This window comes from Paenibacillus sp. GCM10028914 (genome assembly GCF_042666275.1).
In the GTDB taxonomy this organism is placed as follows: Bacteria; Bacillota; Bacilli; order Paenibacillales; family Paenibacillaceae; genus Paenibacillus_AQ.
The window spans coordinates 46,954-67,447 of record NZ_JBHTFO010000012.1 but is presented as its reverse complement, the minus strand read 5'-3'; the positions used below and the strand labels follow the sequence as shown (position 1 = coordinate 67,447).

Below are 20,494 nucleotides of genomic sequence, written 5' to 3'. Positions count from 1 at the left end.
AAGATCTAATCTTGGGCTGTCTTTTGTCGTGTATCATTTTCATGTCAGCTATATATAAGATAGTAGAAAATATATAGAAAATGAGGCAGGGAATCGATCCTCTGAGAGAGAAGGTTCATGTAAAGAGTCACCACAGCATATAAGAGAGTGAATGGGCGGGTACAACTTACAATGTGGACTCGAAATTGACATCGGAGAGGATGATATCGTTGAACAGTCAAGAGAACAGAACTTTTAATGGTGCTGTTGGAACAACGGATATGCATTATGTAGTTGAGAATCTATTTGATGATTATAAGCGTGTGGATTATAACGAAACGATCCAGATGAAGCAGACAACATGGAAAGGAACTGCATGGAAGGGGGATCGTGCAAGCTCTCAACTGGTATTATGGACAACGAATGAAGAACAAGATCAGGTTACTCTATCAATCAGCGATCTAATCAGTGACAATAATAATCGAATTGAAGCGTCCGACATTCATGTTCACTATGTGAAAAAAACCAAGGCTGCCAGAGGAAATCCATCGCAGGGAAATCCGCAAGAAGTAGTCCCGGACATCTTAGGTACAATAGATCCTGTAAACATCAAACCGTTCGATGTACAACCAATCTGGATTTCTATCGATGTTCCAAGAGATGCTTCAGCTGGAATCTACCGTGGTCAATTGACAGCAAATGCGGCATCAAGTGAAAGCGTTATCTTTGAACTTGAACTAGAAGTGCTGGACCTAACATTACCAGAGGTAAAGGATTGGTCATTTGCGCTGGATCTATGGCAGAATCCATATGCTGTTGCAAGGGTGAATCATATTCCGGAGAATCAGCTATGGACAAAGGCACACTTTGATGCCATGAAGCCACATTATGAGATGCTGGCTGCAGCGGGTCAGAATGTGATTACAACGACAGTCACCTATGATCCTTGGAATTCACAAACCTATGATCGTTACGACACGATGGTGAAATGGACCAAGAAAGCAGACGGCCAATTCGATTTTAATTTTGATATCTTTGATCAGTGGGTTCAATTTATGTTGGATTTAGGTATTAATAAACAGATTGATGCGTACAGCATGGTATCGTGGGCAAGTAAAATTAAATATTATGATGAATCCCAAGAGTGCGACATTATCGAAACTGTGCCGGTAGGCGATCCTAAATGGTACGAGATGTGGCGGGCTTTCCTTGAGGCATTTGTTCCTCATTTGGAACACAAAGGCTGGCTCGATATTACGACCATGGCGAATGATGAACGTGCCTTAGATGATATGATCAAGGCGGCGGATTTGATTGAAGAGGTGTCCGGTGGAAGACTGAAAATCTCGGCCGCTATGGACTACAATAACTTGAATGATGCTAGACTGGATCGAATTCACAACATATCTATTGGTTCTATATACATCGAGCACGACAGCAAGCAATTAACGGATATATCAGAGCATCGAAGATCACTCGGGCTCATGACAACGATATATAATTGTGTGGGGCATTATCCGAACAGCTTCACACGCTCTGTACCAGCCGAATCGGTATGGATCTCGTGGTATGCACTTCGGCACGCAGTAGACGGATATCTTCGGTGGGCTTTCGATTCTTTTGTAGAGAAGCCGTTTGATACGACAGACTTTAAGACATGGGAATCTGGTGATTCGGCTCTGGTATATCCTGGTCTCATTAGCTCTGTTCGATTTGAACGAATGAAGGAAGGAATACGTGACGCAGTTAAGGTTAGATATATCGCTGGCGAGGATTATACGTTAGGAAAAGAAATCGAAGCTGAAATTTGGAATATGGAGGGTGTCGGCAGTATCGCACACGATCCTTATAATGGTGTGAAAGATCCCGGCAGAATCGATATTGCACAAGAAGTCAATCGCTTGAAGGCTGTTTTGGACAGCGCATCTAGAAAGTTAATCGAAGAAATGAAAGTTCGCTAAAACCTTAAAAATATTACATATTATAAGTAGTTAATGTTCATAGGATGCCTGAGTTTCACTCAGGTGTCTTTTTTTTGTAGAAAAAGAAGTTTCTATAGTACAAAAAGTATCAACTTTACATCAAAATAGATCATTTGGTTACGTTTTCATTCGCTCTATAATGAAAAAAGTCTTACAGATTTAACCGTAAGAATAGCGAATAAGGTACGACATACAGCAAGTAAGCAAGATTATTTTAGGGGGATAGCCTATGAAAAGCAAGGGAAAAAAGAAAGCGGCATTAAGTCTAGTTATGTTGTCGATTGTATTGTCTCTCGCAGGATGTGGTGGAGGAACAAAGGCGGCAGATCCTCCTGCTCCTGAGAAGACACCTACGACTCAGAATGAGCCAGCGAAGACAGACGATACCAAGCCCGAAGAGCCGAAAGTAGCAGGAGACCTTGAAATCCAATACTTTGTCGGTGGATATGGAGATGGCTGGTGGAAAGAAGTTATTGGTGAATTTAAGAAGAAGTATCCAGATGTAAACATTAAAGAGTCCGCAGGTTCTCAAATCAATGAACAAATGAAACCACGCTGGATTCAAGGGAATCCACCAGATGTCGTGTATATCGACGGGGCGGGATCGAACGAAACGCAAATGGTACTTGATGATCAATTGATGGATATTACGGATTGGGTGAAAGATGCGAAGAATGTGGACGGTGAACCACTTACCGGCAACTTGATCGCACCTCCGCAAGATTATGATGGAAAGAACTATACGATTCCATTGGTATTCGGATCTTGGGGAACATTCTATGATGAGAACCTGTTCACAGAAAAGGGCTGGGAAATTCCGAAAGATTGGGACAGCTTCCTTGCTACAAGTGAAAAAATTAAGGGCGATGGAATATATCCATACATTCATACCGGTAAATATCCGTACTACATTGTTGGAGGTCTATTGAATACTGGTTTCGTATCCGAGAATGGGGACGATCCACAAATTCTGAAAGATCAAGAGGCAGCTAAAGAGGGCTCCTTTAAGAATGACGCTGTAGCCAATACCTTGAACAAGATTGTTGATATGAGAGAGAAAGGTTATTTCGACAACGCTTCATTCGGAATGAACCACACGGACTCCCAAATGCTGTTCTTGCAGCATAAAGATGCAATGATTCCTAACGGCTTGTGGCTTGAAAATGAAATGAAAAAAGATGTACCGGAAGGCTTTAAATTCGGATTTATTCCATCCGTGATGCAAAAACCAGGCGGTAAATATGTTGCTATTCCTTATACAAGTAACATTGCTATTGCTAAAAAAGCTAAAAATCCAGAAGCTGCAAAAGCATTTATCGAATTTATCTTTACGAAACAGACCGCAGTACGTTGGGCTGAGCTGACAGGCGCTTTAATGAACGTTAAGGCGGATCTGGAATCTTCAGGCGCAAGTGACGTTGTAAAAACAGCAATGAAGTATTTTAACGGAAGTGACACGATTGTAGCTCCAGTATTTAAATTGAGCGCGGATCTTGAGCAAGCAGAGAATGATGCGACGATCGCATTGCTGCAAGGTTCCATTACACCAGAAGAATGGATGGACCGTATGGAGAAGGCGGCAGCCAAAGTCCGGAAGTAGGTTCAATACTCTTCTTACCGAGCAATCAGAGGACATCTGTTCCTCTGATTGTTCTTTCAAATAAAAGGGGAGGATACTTACGCCCATGAAGAATAATAAATTGTGGAAACGAAATTTGTTCATTGCTAGTTTCTTGTTGCCTACGTTTGCTGTTTTTTGTTTATTTACGATTTACCCGCTGTTTCGAGGGTTGTACTTAAGCTTCTTCGATTGGTCAGGCGGTTCCGAGTCGATGAACTTTATCGGTATTGATAACTATAGGGAGTTATTTTCAGATGAAATCATACCAAAAGCCATTTCAAATGATTATTTCTTGGTTTTTTGGAAAGTCATCTTAATTATGCTGCTGGCAACGTTTTTTGCGGTGTCTTTGACCAGACTTAAATTGAAAGAGTACGGTTTTTACCGTGTGGTGTTCTTCTTTCCGAATATCATATCCGTAGCCGTTATCGGTGTATTGTGGAGTTTTATATACAATCCCCGTCTTGGGTTCCTGAATGCGTTTATCTCTTTATTTACAGGAAAACCTGTTGAAACGAATTGGCTTGGTGATGCAAGCCTTGCAATGTGGTCACTCCTTCCTCCAAGCGTATGGGCCGGTATCGGATTCTATATGCTGCTCATCATCGCCTCCATTCTAGGTATTCCTTCCTCACTCTATGAAGCAGCAAGTATCGATGGTGCTGGACAATGGAAGCAGTTTACACGAATTACGCTGCCGCTGATCTGGGAGCAATTCAAAACCTCAATCATTCATATCGTAATCACAACATTAAACGGCTCCTTTATTATCGTTAAGTTGATGACGGATGGAGGTCCTGATAATCAGACGCAAGTTCTTGGATATTATTTGTACCAGATGGGCTTCAAGCAATTCCATCTTAGCTACGGGGCAACCATCGGGGTGCTGATATTAATACTGTCTTTAATTACAACGCTGATTTTGCAGCGCATTCTTCACCGGGAGTCCATTGAAATGTAAGGAGGTATAAACTTTGAACGATAATCCCGCCACAAAAACACTGCTAATGTTATCGAAGATAGCTGTCCGATTCTTCCTTATATTATGGAGCCTGGTAGTCCTATATCCAGTTATTTGGACATTCCTAACTTCTCTAAAGGATAATCAGCAGGTCATGCTCGGGAAACCGTGGGATTTTCCAACTGTTTTTCGTTTTGAAAACTATGCAAACGTATGGAGTAGAGCAAATTTTGGCGATTACTTCTTCAATTCCATTATTGTAACCGTGTCTAGTACACTACTATCACTTATCATGGCTGCGACAACAGCATACATATTAGCTCGTTTTACATTTAAAACTAGAGGCCTGTTTTATTTTGTATACATTGCTTCGATGATGATCCCAACGACACTTGGCTTAATCCCATTGTTCTTTCTTCTTGCCGATATGAACCTGTCCAATTCATTAGTTGGGCTTACTCTGGTTTACTCTGTCGGTACGATCGGCATTCTTCCGTTTGGGATATTCTTTCTAGTCGGATTTTTCAAGACACTTCCTAGAGAGCTTGAAGAAGCTGCTACTATAGACGGATCGTCATTATATGGCGTCTTCTTCAAGATCATGCTGCCTTTATCGAAACCGGGTCTTATCACAGTCGGAATTATGAACGCTTTAACAGTCTGGAATGAGTACATCATGGCCACTGTATTGATCAATGATCCTTCGAAATACACCATTCCTGTAGGGATCGCTATTATGCAGGGTGAAATGCAATACAGAACAGAGTGGGGGCCCCTGTTTGCAGGACTCGCCATCTCCATGATCCCTGTTATTGTGATGTATGTGCTTTATCAAAGACAAATTACCGGCGGGCTCACAGCAGGGGCTTTAAAGGGCTAACGGTGTGAAAGGCATTCTAATAAGCTATTGGAGGTGTTAAGAAGATGTCCAAAAAGGTATTTAGTGCTTTTCTCACACTCATGATGGTGACGGGCCTGTTCTCAGGCTTCGCTGGTGCAGCGGACTTGTCAGGTGATCTACCTCATAAAAACGCGAAGGCAACGGAATCTTATGAAATTTATCCACTTCCTCAAGAGCATATTGAACGAGAAACAACTTTATCTATTACCTCCGATGTAAATGTTGTAATTGAGGATTCAATTGACGAACCGACAAGAAAGCTGCTACGAAAAGTCCTTGATTCTAAGTCGTTAACAATGTCAGAGTCAGAAGCAGTCGTATCAGGAAAAACAAATATCATCCTCGGTACTCGAAATTCATCGGGCTACGTGGACAACTATTTTTCTCAGCATATCCCATATGATGCAGCTAATTTTAATCAACTGGATACTTATGTGCTGAGCATTAGCAGTGAACAACAGAATAAAGGTGTTATCGCAATTCTCGGCAAAGATACCGATGCAGCTTATTACGGTTTGGCATCTTTAAAAATGATATTTGAACAAATCCCCGGTAAAGAGGTTCGTGATCTTATAATCCAAGATTTCTCGGATACTCGCTCTCGGGGATTTATTGAGGGATTTTACGGATTTCCGTGGTCGCATGAAGATCGAATCAGTCTAATGCGTTTTGGTGGAAATTTGAAGATGAACTCATATATTTTTGCTCCTAAGGATGACAAGTACCATAACTCGGCTTGGAGAACGCTTTATCCATCAGTAGAGCTTGCCAAGATTAAAGAACTGGTTGATGTTGGTCATGAGACAAAGACTCAATTTGTATGGGCAATTCACCCAGGTTTCAACATGATTAATTGGAATAATTATGATGCAGAACTGCAGACATTAATCGCTAAGCTTGAACAATTGTACGGTGTAGGTGTAAGACAATTCGGATTGTTCATGGACGACATCAGTACATCACAATCGTTAACCGACAAGGATAAGCACGTGAAGCTGATTACCGATGTTGCGAACTGGGTAGCTTCCAAGAAAGATGTTAAGCCCCTGATTTATTGCCCTCCATTCTACAATAAGAGCTGGACCGGGACATCTGGGAGACCTTATCTTGAAGCTTTAGGAAATGTGCCCGCTAACGTTGATATCATGTGGACTGGAAATAGTGTTGTTGCTCCAGTTAACACAGCGGATATGCAGTGGCCGAAAGACGCACACGGCAGAGATCCTTATATGTGGTTGAACTGGCCTGTAAATGACTACAAAGATGCAAGACTTATGCTGGGTAAGGCTGAAGTTCTTCATCCGGGAACGCATAATATTTCCGGGGTTGTATCCAATCCGATGGGCCATGCTGAACTGTCTAAGTTAGGTTTATTCGCAGTGGCAGATTACACATGGAATGTGGATGAATTTAATCAAGATCAGAGCTGGCTTGACTCCTTTAAATATGCTGCTCCTGAAGTTGCTTCAGAATTGAATACGATCGCATACCATCTTAGTGATCCTTCACCTAGCGGTCATGGTCTTCAAGTAGGTGAATCGGAGAACATCAGAGCCGAGCTTGAGCAGTTTTTAAGTAATTATTCAGCAGGTCAACCGGTAGAAGCGACTGCTAATACGTTGCTTCAAGAATTTGATTCCATATTAAGCGCAATCGATTCATTTAAAGCCAATAGCAAAAATGAAAAAATGAAACAAGAAATTGATCCATGGTTAAACAGCTTGCGCCAAGTTGTTTTGGCTGATAAATCCGCTATCCTGTCAGCATTGGCAGTACAAGAGGGTGATGCAGATAAGGCTTGGGAAGAGCTTGCCAAGGCGACTAGTGCACTCAACACGTCAAAAACGTTCCAAATTAAGAAACTGAACTATCCAGATGTAACGGTTGAGTCTGGAGCAAAGCGTCTTGTACCGTTTGCACAGCAATTGATTAACAAGCTGGATGCTCAAATCTACACATCCATGGATCCGGAATATGTTAAACCTTTGCCTATGAGTTCCTATGGTACCCCTGCAGCGATAAGTAATATCGTTGATGGTGATCTTGCAACCAATGTCTATTTCCAGGTCCTTCAGAAGAATGGAGATTGGTATGGTTTAGATTTTGGTAAAATAATAAAAGTGGAAGATATCTCGATTGTACAAGGAAGAACGGATACAGATCATGATATTTTTCAAAGAGGGATTTTGGAGTATTCGATAAACGGCCAAGACTGGTCCCCAATCGGAGATGAGCGTTCGGGTGTCAAAATCTCGGCATCTGGACTGAGTATTGAAGCGAGCATGGTACGCTATCGACTAACTCATGCTGGTATACCAGGTGGAAAGCCTGATTTATGGACAGCTGTACGAGAGTTTGCAGTGAATTCGGGGAAAGGGAAGGTAACGGTATATACGGATGTGCCTGAGCTCTCTAGCACTCCGATTACTGTAACCGGTAATTCAGCTGAATTATCGAACCTAACTGGAATTACTTTAAAGCCATCCCAGTATGTAGGGATAAATTTGAAGTCTATAGAAGCGGTTAGTCAAGTGTTGTTTGAAGGCACGAATGAAGATTTTCAGTTGGAATCTTCGGAGAACGGAGTGGAATGGAGTACTATCCAATCTGGTACCGGGCCATATCCAAGCGCAGCTTATGTAAGGATTATGAACAATGGGAATGAAGATATCACGTTGGACCTTAATCGCTTGATGGTAACACTGAATAAGTTCTCCGCACCAGTGATTACACATAACTACGGCAGCATTTATCAGGGTTCTATCGACAATGTGTATAATGGAGCGTTGGAGAACAAGGTCTGGTTTGGCGCAGAACAATCGAAAGGCAAGTATGTGCAAGTCGACATGGGTGGCGTGGTCAATGTCCAGAATGTAGCTGTCGTCATAGGCGATGGAGAGGGAGATTACTTCCGCCAAGGAGATCTCCAGCTGTCACTAGACGGACAGACTTGGGATACGATCCATACCTTCGCTAGCCCGAACGATAGAGCCTTGAATTTTCCAGAGCACGAAGTTCCTTACCGGTATAAACGGGTTCAAGTTGACGGTGGCAAGGAAGCAAGATATGTGAGATTGATTTCAACGGTAAATCATAATGCATGGCTTGCACTTAATGAAATCATTGTTAATGAAGGAATTGAAAGACCAGGAGCTTCTAATTTGGCCATTCAGGCTAACCCGGCTGGAAGTTTGGGAAATGAAGCGATGCAGTCGGTAGATAAACGACTTTCAACTTTTTACTCCCCTGCTTCTGGAAATGCTGGTTATTTGAATTACAAATTGGCGAAGGATACGCAGGTGAAAGAAATTATAATACTGCAAAATCCTTCTGAGAGTTCAAATGCAGAGGTATCGATTCGGGATATGAATGGCTGGCATTCAGTAGGCAACTTAACTCGTTCCTACAATACATTTGATACTTCGAAGTATAGTCATGTTTTAGAAGTGAAGGTTCAGTGGACGGGGTCGGTAAAACCTAAAATTCATGAAATCATCACAGTCAAAAAAGAAGGTAACGGTGAGGTTGAGCCTCCTATCGGTGTGATGACTTCGGTTCTTACTGGAGTAAACTCTGTTGCAGGTGGAAGTGATCTTCAGCTCGAGTTTGGTGTAAAGAGTGTAAAAGATAGTGTGTATGCGATGGATGTAACGATGAGTTATGATCCTGAACTGTTAGAATTTAAAACCGCTGCCTCGATGAAAAGCGGTGTTCAATTGTTAGAAACCTCCAATGACACGCCAGGTAAACTGCGCTTTCTAGTAGTTAGTGAAGGTGCGGATAATGCAGTGACGGGTAATATGCAGTTATTATCCTTGGATTTCCGTGCTAAGAGCGTAACAGGGGATGTCGAAAGTACGATCCGAATTGATAAAGTCACTGTAGCCGATGACGAAGGTAAGGAAAGTGACACGGCTGTATCAAGTCATTCGATCAAGATTACTGCAGAGGATCAGGAACCTGTTATTTCGGGCGACGTGAATAAAGATGGCAAAGTTTCAATCGGTGACCTAGCTATCGTGGCTGCAAATTACGGCAAGGATTCGAATAGTGCGGATTGGGCTCAAGCGAAGCGCGCTGACGTGAATAAAGATGGTGTGATTGACTTGGAAGACTTGGCTCTGGTTGCAAGAAAAGTTGCAGAATGAAGCGAAGACAGAAAGATTCAATCAGTAACGGAGGTTACTGAACAGAACCTAAATGAAAAAAGCAGGTCACCAAAGTGTGGCTTGCTTTTTTTTGCTTTCTTGTATTTAGAGGATTATATGTAATTCTCCCCGAATTGATAGAGCAATCTAACAAATATATGGAGGACATAGATGCGATTGGATAAAGAAAGTTGGATTATAGAAGCGACGATTACAGACATGCAGGAAGCAATGGATAAAGGCTGGATCAGCTCAGAAGAACTAACGCAATTGTACATAGACCGTATTCATAAATATGATCCAATGCTGCGGTCAATCCTAGAGATAAATCCGGATGCTACGGAGATTGCCAGAAGCCTGGATACAGAACGCCGGGAACAAGGGAGTCGTGGGATGCTGCATGGTATTCCTATTGTGTTGAAAGATAATATTGATACAGGAGACCGGATGCATACGAGCGCAGGTTCATTATCCTTAGCTGATTCATATGCGGCAGAAGACTCTTTTGTTGCTGCGAAACTAAGATCTGCTGGGGCGATCTTGCTTGGCAAAGCGAATATGACAGAATGGGCAAATTTTATGTCTACGACGATGTGGGCAGGGTATAGTTCCAGAGGTGGACTCACTTTGAATCCATACGGACCGGGCGATTTATTCATTGGAGGTTCAAGTTCTGGTTCTGGAGCAGCGACAGCAGCAAATTTATGCGCAGCAGCTATAGGTACTGAAACATCCGGTTCCATTATCAGCCCAGCAAGCCAAACCAGTCTGGTCGGCATAAAACCTACTGTTGGCTTAGTTAGCCGAAGGGGCATTATTCCGATCACTTATACGCAAGACTCGCCAGGCCCGATGACAAGAACAGTTAGAGATGCAGCGATTATTTTGAGTGCATTAACAGGCGTAGATGAACGGGATGAGAAGACATTTGCTAGTGCGGAGCATGTGAATCAGGACTATACCGAATATTTGGACAAGGAATTTTTGAAGCAGGCAAGAATAGGTATCCCTCGTCACTACTACAAGGATCTGGATAAGGACAGGCTTGAGGTCATTGAAGCAGCAATTAAAGTTATGAAAGAGCAGGGGGCTACCATCATCGATCCCGCCTATCTTCCATGTCAGGAAACACCATGGAGATCTGTTGTCCTTAAGTATGAATTCAAAAAATACGTGAATGACTATTTAGCTAGACTGGACGAGTCCGTGCCTGTACATTCCTTGAAAGAAGTCATTGCGTTTAATCAGGAACATGCAGCGCAAACTTTAAAATATGGTCAAAACCTGCTTGAGATGTGTGAAGAAACAAGCGGAACGCTTACAGAGCAGGAGTATCTGAACAGTGTCGAGCAAAACCTGGAATTGGCTGGCAAACAGGGGATTGACCATATTCTTCATGAGCATCAACTTGATGCGATCATGTTCCTTGGCGATGAAGACTGTAATGACCTGGCTGCCCAGCTCGGTTACCCATCAATCACCGTTCCCGGAGGCTATGCGAAAGATGGGGTTATTGCGCCAGGTGGTTATAATACAAAAGGTCCTCAAGGCATTACATTTGTAGGAGCTGCCTTTAGTGAACCTACTCTATTCAAGATAGCTTATGGATATGAGCAGGCGACTCAGCTTCGCAAACCTCCAATAATGGAAGTTTTACGTTAATTATTCTTCAATATTGGGGAATAGTTAAGTAGAACAACACTGCATATATATCATGTTGCCAGAAGAGGGGAGAAGTTGTATGAAACGCAATTTGCAGCATGTTCCGTACGGCTACGAGCCGCCTAAAGAAGAAGTTAAGGGGACTCTGATTTACTACGATACGTTTGAAGATACACGGGAGACGGACTTGAACAAGGCGTTAGAAGTATTTGATAATCTGTCTTTTAAGAAACTCGTCTTATATCCGCTCCATGAGGAAACGGTGAAAAGGATGTCGAAGGAGCCGGTAAGTGCATTTTACAAACGGGAGAAGCCTCTTTTAGCTTGGGAAAAAGAGGTTAGTCGTTCTAATGTTATCATCGAATCGTGGGAGGGAAAGCGGAAGAAGTATACGCCGATTGATACGGCACTTCGTCATCTGGCCGAGAAATATCCTGCACCGCATTTTGTTTATATGACGCCAGAAATGGCAAATGCTTTTGCATCGTTCTCCTCGTTTGAGGAATGGATGGTTAAGCTAAGACTTATCTTGGCAGCTAAACCGAACCAGCCTCATCCTAGATTGGAGAAATTCAGTCATCGCTGGGATACAGTAGAGGAATTAGAGTGAGCGGTTGAATTGTCCATAGTTATATAGCAGAACCCCCTTCAAAAGGAGAGCATCCATTTGAAGGGGGTATTTTAATTGAACACTAAGCTTGGTTACGTTAAGGCTTCAAGATAACTTTAATGCATTCATCCTCGTGATCATTAAATATCTTATAAGCGTCGCTCGCTTTTTCTAGTGGAATCTTATGGGTTACAATCTCCGTAGGATCAAACTCTCCTGCAGTAATCTTCTTAAAGAGCTCAGGCATATAATGAATGACTGGAGCTTGCCCCATTTTCAACGTTATATTTCTTTCGAAAATATCCCCCAGCGGGAACTGATTATATTTCGAACCATAAACCCCGGTAATTTGAATGTTGCCGAATTTTTTGACCGCTTTTATGGCGATCTCCAATGGTCCGAGTGTTCCGCCTTGCAGTTTTAGCTTTTGCCCCACTGCTTCTAAAGCAGATTTCTTCCCATCCATTCCGACGCAATCAATGACAACATCGCTACCACCCTGTGTCATTTCACGAAGATAGCCACCCATATCCTCATAATCATCAAAATTATAGATTTCAACATGATTCATCTTTTTGGCATGCTGTAATCGATAGGGTACATGATCTATGGCGATTACCCTTTTCGCACCCTTCATCCATGCGAATTTCTGAGTCATTAGTCCAATTGGTCCGCAGCCCAGTACGACAACCGTATCACCGGGTTTCATGCCAGAGTTTTCAACACTCCAATAAGCGGTCGGAAGTACATCTGACATGAACAGGAGAGCCTCATCTTCAAGCTCGCATGTTTCAGGGATGACAAAAGGCATAAAGTTGCCGAATGGAACATTCAAATATTGTGCCTGACCACCAGGGTAGTTGCCATAACGTTCTGTGAAGCCAAAATATCCACCTGTATCAATATCTGGATTCCGGTTGGAATGATCACATTGACTTTCCATATCATGCTCACAGTAGAAGCAGTGTCCACATGAAATATTGAATGGCAGAACGACACGATCTCCTTTTTTTACCCTAGTCACCTCGGGACCTACTTCTTCAACAATTCCCATCGGTTCATGTCCTATTACATAGTCTTTTTGAGCTGGTAAAGCGCCTTGGTAAATATGAAGATCCGAACCACAAATCGCAGTAGAAGTAATACGAACAATAATATCGTCTTTTTTTTGTAAAACGGGATCCTGAACTTCCTTCACTTCGATATTTTTTGCTCCTTGGTAAGTTACTGCCTTCATATATTCCCTCCTTTAAATAAAAGCTCCCCAATATTTACCCGATTTTTATATATACGAACAGATGAAATGTATGAATCGAAGGATTCTTTAAATTTAGGCGGGTATTTTTTTCACTCTCATAGTTAATATTGTGTAATAAATGATATTTGTTTATTTACAATAGTGTGCGGCATACAGTATTATAGTTGTAGGAGTTGATTATATGGCTGACGTTAATGAGATCATCAATGGATTAATGCAGGAATTAAGACGTGGAACCATTATTTTAGGCGTATTAAGCCAGTTGTCCGAACCTCAATACGGATATTCACTCGTATCTGTGTTGGAGGAGAAGGGAATTAGCGTAGATCCCGGGACCCTATACCCGCTCCTTCGGAGATTGGAAAAGCAAGAGCTTTTAGAGAGTCAGTGGGACACTCATGATACTCGACCAAGGAAGTATTATTCGCTTTCTCCATTAGGGAAAGAAGTGTTTGAACAGCTTTGTGTGGAGTGGAAGAATTTGATCGGCAGCTTGGAAGGCTTAATTGATCAAAGGGGAGGTTAAGATATTGGAGCTGGTTAATAGGTATGTGTATGCTGTTACGCAGAAGCTTCCAGAGCAACAAAGAGCTGATATCGAAAAGGAACTTAAGGGTTTGATCGAAGATATGTTGGAGGAACGAACGGAGGGTGGACCTGTTCTTGAGAGTGATGTAGAAGAAGTGCTACATGAACTTGGAGATCCTTCAGCATTAGCAGATAAATACCGGGGGAAAGATCGCTATTTGATCGGTCCAGAACGATTTGATGCCTATGTATCTGTTGTAAAGATCGTATTGGTTTCGGTTTTTATAGGGATAACGGTAGCTTCAGTCATTGAGTTTGTTATGAATCCTGTTCGTGTGGTAAATCATTTTGCTGAATACATGGCAACATTGTTTTCTGTATGTATTCAAGGCTTCGCTTGGGTAACTATGATTTTTGCAATACTCGAATATATGGGGATGCGAGATTCAAATAACAAACTCACTTCCAAGAAGCAATGGAATCTTTCCGACTTACCACTGCTTCCAGATTCCAAAACAATGATCAAGCCTAGCGAACCTATAATCGGAATTATTGTCTCCGTTTTGGCCTTAATATTGTTCACCTTCGCATTAGATCTAGTGGGAGTCAACAGATATAATGAAGGCCTCTCTTGGGTGATTCCAGTGTTTAATGGAGAAGTGTTTAGTAAATATGTACCGTTCATTTGGTTGATTACAGCAATTAGTATTCTTAGAGATTGTTTGAAGATGGTAAAGAGAAAGTGGACGAATGAAATTGTTATCCTACATCTTGTCTTTAATATTATCTCACTGGTTCTTATGTTTGCGATGTTTACTAATCCATCGATCTGGAACCCTGGGTTTATTAATGAGCTAGTTCATGCAGGAATCATCACTGAGGGCAGTGAAGCTTATAATACGGTAGCAACAATCTGGGACAGCTTTACCGGTGGACTCATTTATATTATAGTGCTGATCACCTTTATTGATTCTGTAGCCGTTAGTTTAAAGCTATTCCTTCGAAAATAAAGCCGTTTTATCGAACAATATATTTAAATGATATGTCCTTATATAATATAAATCAGGCAGGCACTCTCATGAAATGGGTGCCTGCCTGATTTATTATCATGCATGTGCTTATATCAATTCATTTCTTTTACGTAGATATACGAATAGGATAGCACAGGTTGCGGAGCATAGAAGGGCAAGGACTGCAATAAATCCATAACCAGCTTGAAGACCGATGATAGAGCTCTCTGCAGCATCTCGGCTATTTTGGAAAATGGCGCGGACACCATCAATAATGACACCTATCAGCAAATTACCTATAACGCTGGCGATACCCATGAGTGTAACCGTAAAAGTGATGGCTGAATCTGTACTGCTGGGATAGCGTTTGGCTAATAAAGCCATCACCGTTGGATAAATGGGGGCTATCCCGATCCCTGCAATTGCGAATAGTATGGCGCCTTGTTGTCCGATCAGAATGGCTGCAAGACTACATATCCCGGAGAAAGCGGATAACAGCATAATCGAGAGGGTATACCCAATTTTATCTGTAATCGGCCCGAGAAATAAACGTGATAGCATGAAAAAGAGGAAGAATATCGAAAGCATGCCTGAAGCTGAATCAAGTGACCAGCCGTAGGCTTTTTCCAAGTAATAAACGAGCCAGCCCCCTACAGCTAACTCCGAAACCACCCCGAAAGACAAGACAGCTACAATTAACCAAGCAACCTTATCCTTAAAGAAATGTTTCAGTGGTATACGATCTTCGGCAGTTTGTTCATCACCAGGAAACTTTCCTAAGACGGAAGGAATGATAGGTAGCAGTGAGAGAGAGAGCATAACAAGATACATACCTCGCCATCCAAGCTCCCCACCAAACAAGTTCCATCCCATCATGGAAGACGCAACAATTGGAGCTACTGTAGAGCTTAGCCCATAGAAAAAGTGAGATAAATTCATCATCGTGCCTGTGTTTTTGGTGAAGATTCGAGCAGCCATGATCGCTAGACCGATCTCAAGCATGCCATTGCCTATGTACATTAGAAAATAAGATGCAGATAAGAACGCGTAATTCGTAGACAGATACATGAGAACTCCAGAAATTGCCATGGAGCTAAAAGCAAGAATTCCGGTCCATTTGATTCCGATCCGTGATGATAGGAAACCTGTGAAAGAGCAGGCGATCAAATACCCAAGAGAGTTAAAGGCAAGCAGTAATCCGAGCTGCATTTCGTCGAGTTGAAATTCTGACTGCATACGGGGAATCGCGGGACCTTTAATATTCTCTGAAAATCCAAAGATAAGAAAACCGCCAAAAACGACAAGCAACAAAATAAAATAATTCAGCTTAGGGTGTTCAAACTTTTTGATCTTAGATGATGTTTGCAAAACGGTACTCCCTCCGAAACGATCACATTCCGTGTTTTAACCATAATATTACTGCAAAACGTATTCAATAAGAATAATAATCTTATCTTTTCTGAAGTTCATAATGGACGAGATCAATGCGAGGAGTAAATACAAGAATGTCCCGATAAAATTTTTGACGAAAATGTGTCTTTGATGTGTCTAAATTGTGTACAATGGTGGTATAATAAGGTATGATGTTTGTAAGCACTTACATTCTTGTTGTTAATCACACGGATTGGAGCGGATTTATGATGAACTATCAAATTAAATATGCTACCAGAATGAAAGAAGTTATCTTCGTATCTCTCTTATTTAGTATCATTATGTTCCAGATAGGTGTTTGGACGCAGCAATCATTTCCGGTATTGTTTTATGCTCAGATCGTAGTCAACCTGATTATGGTAACGGCGCTTGTGGTTGAAATATATGCTAGAATGGTGAAACGTCGTGTAGAAATTCAAAGTGAATCTAATGTAATCAAAATACATGGAGAAACCATTCACGCTGAAGATGTTGAAGTCATTCGTGTTTCAGGTTGCTTGAGCGCAGCATTCAATTTTAAATTGAAGGGAAAGAAAAGCTCCTGGGTAGCGAGCCGCTTTAAATTTATGGATGCCAATTGTGAAGGGATTCGTGAAATTATTCGTTGGGCTGATCTGCACAATATTGAAGTGATTAAGATTGGACCTCAAACTTCAATTAATAATGCTTAACATTTCAGCTAACTAAAAAGACTTTGACCGATTTTAATGGTCAAAGTCTTTGTTTATTTATCTCTCAATATGCTCTTCAAACCAGCGCACGATGTGGGCCAATCTTCTGACACGAAGATGTGGATGACCACTTCTGGATAAATTATGATCCGCTCCTGGGAAACGGATAAGTTCTGTTTTTTTATCAAGACGCTTCAAGGCGACAAACAACTGTTCACCTTGCTCGATTGGGCAACGTAGATCTTGTTCACCATGAAGGATCAAGAGTGGTGTTTGAACATTTTTTACATAAGCGAGAGGAGAGTGTTTCCAGAGTTTCTGGGTATCGTCCCAAGGGTTGCCCCAAATTTGATCCTCTGTAAAGTAGTATCCAATATCACTTATTCCATAGAAGGATACCCAGTTGGATATGGATCGTTGAGTGACAGCTGCTTTAAAGCGGTTTGTGTGGCCTACAATCCAATTGGTCATAAATCCACCATAACTACCTCCGGTTACACCTAATCGTGTCTCATCAATGTAAGAGTAAGTATTAAGGACATAGTCCACGGCTTCCATAAGATCCTGATAGTCACGCCCTCCGTAATCTCCGCGGACTGTGTTTACATGTACCTGACCATAACCATGACCTCCACGAGGATTGGTATAAAAAACAGCATAACCTGCTGCGGCTAATAGTTGGAACTCTTGCATGAATGTAAAGCCATACATCGCTTGAGGACCACCATGAATTTCAAGAATAGCAGGGACTTTAGAATCTTGTTCAAAACCGACAGGCTTCATGATCCACCCCTGGATTGGCCAGCCGTCCGATGTTTCAAAAGTAAATACTTCCGGTTCACTTAGTATAAGTTCAGATAGCAGTTCTTGATTACAACGGGTTAATCGGGTTTCCTCTCCACTACTGCGGTTATATGTAAAAAGATCACCTGGCTGCAATGGATCGGCAGCAGCAAATATCAAGTTTTCGTCAGCTGTAAGTGCGAACTGATAAATCTCTCGATCTCCGCTGACAACAACTTGATGTCCTGATCCATCCAGTGCGAAGCGACCGATATGTACACCGCCATTCTGGCTGAGTTGTACATATACAGATTTCCCGTCTTTACTGAACAGTGGCGGCGTTCCTGCGCCAGAGCGCATATCACTGACACAGCTATGTTCCAGCTGAACATCAAGACCATCGTATAGAACGCGATAATTCCCGCCATTTGCAGGAATCATATAAATGCGAGTCAGTGTGGCAAACCCATGTGACAGGTCATTTGCCAGCAAGAGAATGGATTGCCCATCCGGTGTGTATGTTATAAAGCCGATGGATAGGGTTCCGTCAGTCAGCTGTTTAGTTGTTTTATTATTCCGATCAACAGTAAAAAGATCATTTGTTAATCTCATATCCGGGTCTGGATATTGTTCCGATGATTTCTCAGTAGTATAAGCAATTTCTTGACCGTCTGGTGACCATGCGAATGAAGCCACATCGTAATTTCCTTGTGTAAGCTGGATGCTTTCCTTAATAGACAGGTCTAAGATAAATAGATGATTTCTGCGGCCTTTCCATATTCCGCCACCGTCTGCTTTATACTTGATCCGTTTAATTATTAGCTCTTCAGGGAGTTTGGATTGCTCTGATTTTTCGCCTTTATCTTCGTTTTCATTCCCGTCGGTTGTTCCCGTATGAAGAAGCAGGGATGTTCCATCAGGTGACCATTTGAATGCGTTAACCCCATGTTTCATATCCGTAATGGCATGAGCTTCACCCCCATGCGCTGGAATGATCCAAACTTGACGCTGATCTCCTTTTTTTCGCAGAAATGCAAGCTGTGATCCATCAGGGGACCAAGCAGGAGCTGAATCTTGTTCTCCCGCAGTAAAAGAAACCTCCCGATCTCCATCGATCAGCTGGATATGTGATTGGTACCCATCATGCTCTGGACTTACTTTTTTTAGAACATAGGCTACCGCTCCATTTTTCGGAGAAACGACCGGATCATTCACCCATTGCATACGGTGTAAATCTTCAGTCGTAATGATACGTTTATCATTCATCCTAAATATCCTCCTAATCCGTAATTATGTAATTGATTCTAGATTCTATCCCACATTATCCCAGATAAAAGTATGGAAATCTATTAGAATATACAAATAAAGTTGTCATTTAATTATCAACTGGTCATTTAATGTGTAAAACTATTCTTAGATCCTTTGGACATGATATATTTAAGGGAAATTGAAGGATGAAGGAGAATAATTTAATGCATGGCGAAATACTTACCCATTGCTTCTCAAAGATAGGCGCTACAGAGGACTATCCATTCGGTCCAGAGCCGCTCGTTATGAAAGTTGGCGGTAAAATGTTTGCTTTAATCTCCAAATCAGGAGAGGAACAGATATCGAGTATATCGCTAAAGTGTGATCCAATGATCGCTGCGAATCTTCGTGAACAGCACGCCGCTGTACAGCCGGGCTATCATTTGAACAAAAAACATTGGAACACCGTCACGGTAGATGGTTCTTTAACGATTTCTGATCTGCAGGATATGATCGATCATTCCTATGACCTGGTATATAACAGTCTTCCGAAGAGGATGCGAGTTTCTATTGGAGAAGCGGGAATAGATTCAAGCTCTATATCTGGTGTTTATAAATGAAGAGTACAATTGCAGATATTGCCAAAATTGCAGGCGTTGCAAAAAGCACTGTATCTCGTTACTTAAATGGTGGTTCAGTCAGTGATATTACTCGTCGTAAAATCGAACAAGTGATTAAAGAAACGGGATTTACCCCAAATACTTTCGCACAGAGCTTAAAGGCAAAAAAGACGAATATGATAGGTGCCATCATTCCCCGGCTTGATTCATTCTCGGCCTCGCAAACAGTGACGGGTATGGATGAAGAGCTACGAGCACATGGCTACCAGCTGCTTATCGTTAATACAAGTCAAGATTTAAATCGTGAAATCGAAGCTCTATATGATTTAGCAAGACAAAAAATATCTGGCATCATCCTGTTCGCTACACAAATTACAGAAGCTCACATGCAGGCGATTAAGGAGATTGAGATTCCGGTCATATTCCTTGGACAACAACATAAAGAGGTTCACAGCATCATTTACAATGATTATGCAGCCGGATACGAGATCGGCCGCTACATTCTGAATAAGGGACACAAGCATATTGCTTATTTGGGCGTAACTGAAATGGATGTGGCTGTAGGTGTTCAACGTAAACAAGGCTTTCAAAGCGCGTTAAACGAGCAAGCTCAAGCTGTTGCTACATATTATGAAAGTGGATTTAAAATGTCTGACGCAGTCATCGCGGCTTCAGCTATTCTTGATGAGAATCCGCCTTCTGTGATTGTATGTGCTACGGATAATATTGCGCTCGGCGTTATGAAGGCAGCATTTATGAGAGGAATTCACATCCCAGAGCAATTATCGGTAACAGGTTTTGGCGGATATGACATCACTGAAGTGATTCACCCTGGGCTTACCACAGTCAAATATGGATACATGCAGGGGGGGCGATTGGCAGCAAGACAGATAATTAAGTTGGTTAATGATGAGACAGTCGAAGCGCTTACGGTTCTAGGTTATGAACTTATGGATCGCGAAAGTGTTGACAAAGTTTAATATCGTCATTTATACTAACCTTGGAACCGGTTCCAAACAGGATATACATCAGCCATTGGAACTGAGTTCATTTTTTTGAACAAAGTTGGAACCGGTTCCGT

General features: G+C 41.9%; 15 protein-coding genes. 12 read left to right on the top strand and 3 right to left on the bottom strand.

The genetic code is table 11. From position 1 onward, the window contains the following. Positions 1-209 precede the first annotated feature (209 nt). The 7 genes from ACFQV5_RS10610 (at position 210) to ACFQV5_RS10580 (ending at position 11,864) form a co-directional block, all read left to right on the top strand. Positions 210-1,940 carry a DUF4091 domain-containing protein gene (locus ACFQV5_RS10610; RefSeq protein ID WP_379246466.1) on the top strand — a complete coding sequence of 577 codons (1,731 nt, stop codon included), beginning with the start codon at positions 210-212 and terminating at the stop codon, positions 1,938-1,940. A 250-nt stretch (positions 1,941-2,190) separates the two neighbouring features. Next, on the top strand, positions 2,191-3,561 hold the full coding sequence (locus ACFQV5_RS10605) for an extracellular solute-binding protein (protein ID WP_379246464.1): 1,371 nt from the start codon (positions 2,191-2,193) through the stop codon (positions 3,559-3,561). A gap of 85 nt (positions 3,562-3,646) precedes the next feature. Beyond that, the gene (locus ACFQV5_RS10600; protein WP_379246462.1) at positions 3,647-4,543 is read left to right on the top strand and encodes a carbohydrate ABC transporter permease; all 897 of its coding nucleotides are present in this window, start codon (positions 3,647-3,649) and stop codon (positions 4,541-4,543) included. 46 nt (positions 4,544-4,589) lie between these two features. Beyond that, positions 4,590-5,423 (top strand): carbohydrate ABC transporter permease, encoded by an 834-nt coding sequence (locus ACFQV5_RS10595; protein ID WP_379246991.1) that lies wholly within the window; start codon positions 4,590-4,592, stop codon positions 5,421-5,423. A 44-nt stretch (positions 5,424-5,467) separates the two neighbouring features. Further along, complete coding sequence (locus tag ACFQV5_RS10590; protein ID WP_379246460.1) at positions 5,468-9,592, top strand: beta-N-acetylglucosaminidase domain-containing protein; 4,125 nt, start codon at positions 5,468-5,470, stop codon at positions 9,590-9,592. Between the two features lie 171 nt (positions 9,593-9,763). Continuing rightward, positions 9,764-11,254: an amidase family protein gene (locus tag ACFQV5_RS10585; RefSeq protein WP_379246458.1), complete on the top strand. Its 1,491-nt coding sequence runs from the start codon at positions 9,764-9,766 to the stop codon at positions 11,252-11,254. 79 nt (positions 11,255-11,333) lie between these two features. Next, the gene (locus ACFQV5_RS10580; RefSeq protein ID WP_379246456.1) at positions 11,334-11,864 is read left to right on the top strand and encodes a hypothetical protein; all 531 of its coding nucleotides are present in this window, start codon (positions 11,334-11,336) and stop codon (positions 11,862-11,864) included. A 97-nt stretch (positions 11,865-11,961) separates the two neighbouring features. Here ACFQV5_RS10580 and ACFQV5_RS10575 read toward each other — a convergent pair whose 3' ends face one another. Then, positions 11,962-13,101, bottom strand: coding sequence for a zinc-dependent alcohol dehydrogenase (locus ACFQV5_RS10575; RefSeq protein WP_379246454.1), 1,140 nt, complete (start codon positions 13,099-13,101; stop codon positions 11,962-11,964). A gap of 202 nt (positions 13,102-13,303) precedes the next feature. Between ACFQV5_RS10575 and ACFQV5_RS10570 the strand changes: the two genes are divergently transcribed. Together ACFQV5_RS10570 and ACFQV5_RS10565 are read left to right on the top strand one after the other, a co-directional pair. Further along, a complete protein-coding gene (locus ACFQV5_RS10570; RefSeq protein WP_379246452.1) occupies positions 13,304-13,648 on the top strand; it encodes a PadR family transcriptional regulator in 345 nt (114 codons plus the stop codon). A gap of 4 nt (positions 13,649-13,652) precedes the next feature. Further along, complete coding sequence (locus ACFQV5_RS10565) at positions 13,653-14,660, top strand: HAAS signaling domain-containing protein (protein WP_379246450.1); 1,008 nt, start codon at positions 13,653-13,655, stop codon at positions 14,658-14,660. A gap of 108 nt (positions 14,661-14,768) precedes the next feature. On the opposite strand, the gene ACFQV5_RS10560 is transcribed toward ACFQV5_RS10565, so the two are convergent. Then, positions 14,769-16,028, bottom strand: a complete 1,260-nt coding sequence (locus ACFQV5_RS10560) for an MFS transporter (RefSeq protein ID WP_379246448.1) — start codon at positions 16,026-16,028, stop codon at positions 14,769-14,771. A 212-nt stretch (positions 16,029-16,240) separates the two neighbouring features. Between ACFQV5_RS10560 and ACFQV5_RS10555 the strand changes: the two genes are divergently transcribed. Then, positions 16,241-16,762: a hypothetical protein gene (locus ACFQV5_RS10555; protein ID WP_379246446.1), complete on the top strand. Its 522-nt coding sequence runs from the start codon at positions 16,241-16,243 to the stop codon at positions 16,760-16,762. A 57-nt stretch (positions 16,763-16,819) separates the two neighbouring features. Here ACFQV5_RS10555 and ACFQV5_RS10550 read toward each other — a convergent pair whose 3' ends face one another. After that, on the bottom strand, positions 16,820-18,811 hold the full coding sequence (locus ACFQV5_RS10550) for a S9 family peptidase (RefSeq protein WP_379246444.1): 1,992 nt from the start codon (positions 18,809-18,811) through the stop codon (positions 16,820-16,822). Between the two features lie 206 nt (positions 18,812-19,017). Between ACFQV5_RS10550 and ACFQV5_RS10545 the strand changes: the two genes are divergently transcribed. Both ACFQV5_RS10545 and ACFQV5_RS10540 read left to right on the top strand, forming a co-directional pair. Continuing rightward, complete coding sequence (locus ACFQV5_RS10545; protein ID WP_379246442.1) at positions 19,018-19,413, top strand: MmcQ/YjbR family DNA-binding protein; 396 nt, start codon at positions 19,018-19,020, stop codon at positions 19,411-19,413. After that, positions 19,410-20,393, top strand: a complete 984-nt coding sequence (locus ACFQV5_RS10540; protein WP_379246440.1) for a LacI family DNA-binding transcriptional regulator — start codon at positions 19,410-19,412, stop codon at positions 20,391-20,393. The genes ACFQV5_RS10545 and ACFQV5_RS10540 overlap by 4 nt, the downstream gene beginning before the upstream one ends. Positions 20,394-20,494 lie beyond the last annotated feature (101 nt).

Bases quoted from the DNA above. Each gene is read 5' to 3' on its own strand.
- ACFQV5_RS10590 (WP_379246460.1), top strand. From the start codon at position 5,468: ATGTCCAAAAAGGTATTTAGTGCTTTTCTCACACTCATGATGGTGACG.
- ACFQV5_RS10540 (WP_379246440.1), top strand. From the start codon at position 19,410: ATGAAGAGTACAATTGCAGATATTGCCAAAATTGCAGGCGTTGCAAAA.
- ACFQV5_RS10550 (WP_379246444.1), bottom strand. From the start codon at position 18,811: ATGAATGATAAACGTATCATTACGACTGAAGATTTACACCGTATGCAA.
- ACFQV5_RS10605 (WP_379246464.1), top strand. From the start codon at position 2,191: ATGAAAAGCAAGGGAAAAAAGAAAGCGGCATTAAGTCTAGTTATGTTG.
- ACFQV5_RS10580 (WP_379246456.1), top strand. From the start codon at position 11,334: ATGAAACGCAATTTGCAGCATGTTCCGTACGGCTACGAGCCGCCTAAA.
- ACFQV5_RS10545 (WP_379246442.1), top strand. From the start codon at position 19,018: ATGCATGGCGAAATACTTACCCATTGCTTCTCAAAGATAGGCGCTACA.
- ACFQV5_RS10555 (WP_379246446.1), top strand. From the start codon at position 16,241: ATGATGTTTGTAAGCACTTACATTCTTGTTGTTAATCACACGGATTGG.
- ACFQV5_RS10575 (WP_379246454.1), bottom strand. From the start codon at position 13,101: ATGAAGGCAGTAACTTACCAAGGAGCAAAAAATATCGAAGTGAAGGAA.
- ACFQV5_RS10595 (WP_379246991.1), top strand. From the start codon at position 4,590: ATGTTATCGAAGATAGCTGTCCGATTCTTCCTTATATTATGGAGCCTG.
- ACFQV5_RS10585 (WP_379246458.1), top strand. From the start codon at position 9,764: ATGCGATTGGATAAAGAAAGTTGGATTATAGAAGCGACGATTACAGAC.
- ACFQV5_RS10600 (WP_379246462.1), top strand. From the start codon at position 3,647: ATGAAGAATAATAAATTGTGGAAACGAAATTTGTTCATTGCTAGTTTC.
- ACFQV5_RS10570 (WP_379246452.1), top strand. From the start codon at position 13,304: ATGGCTGACGTTAATGAGATCATCAATGGATTAATGCAGGAATTAAGA.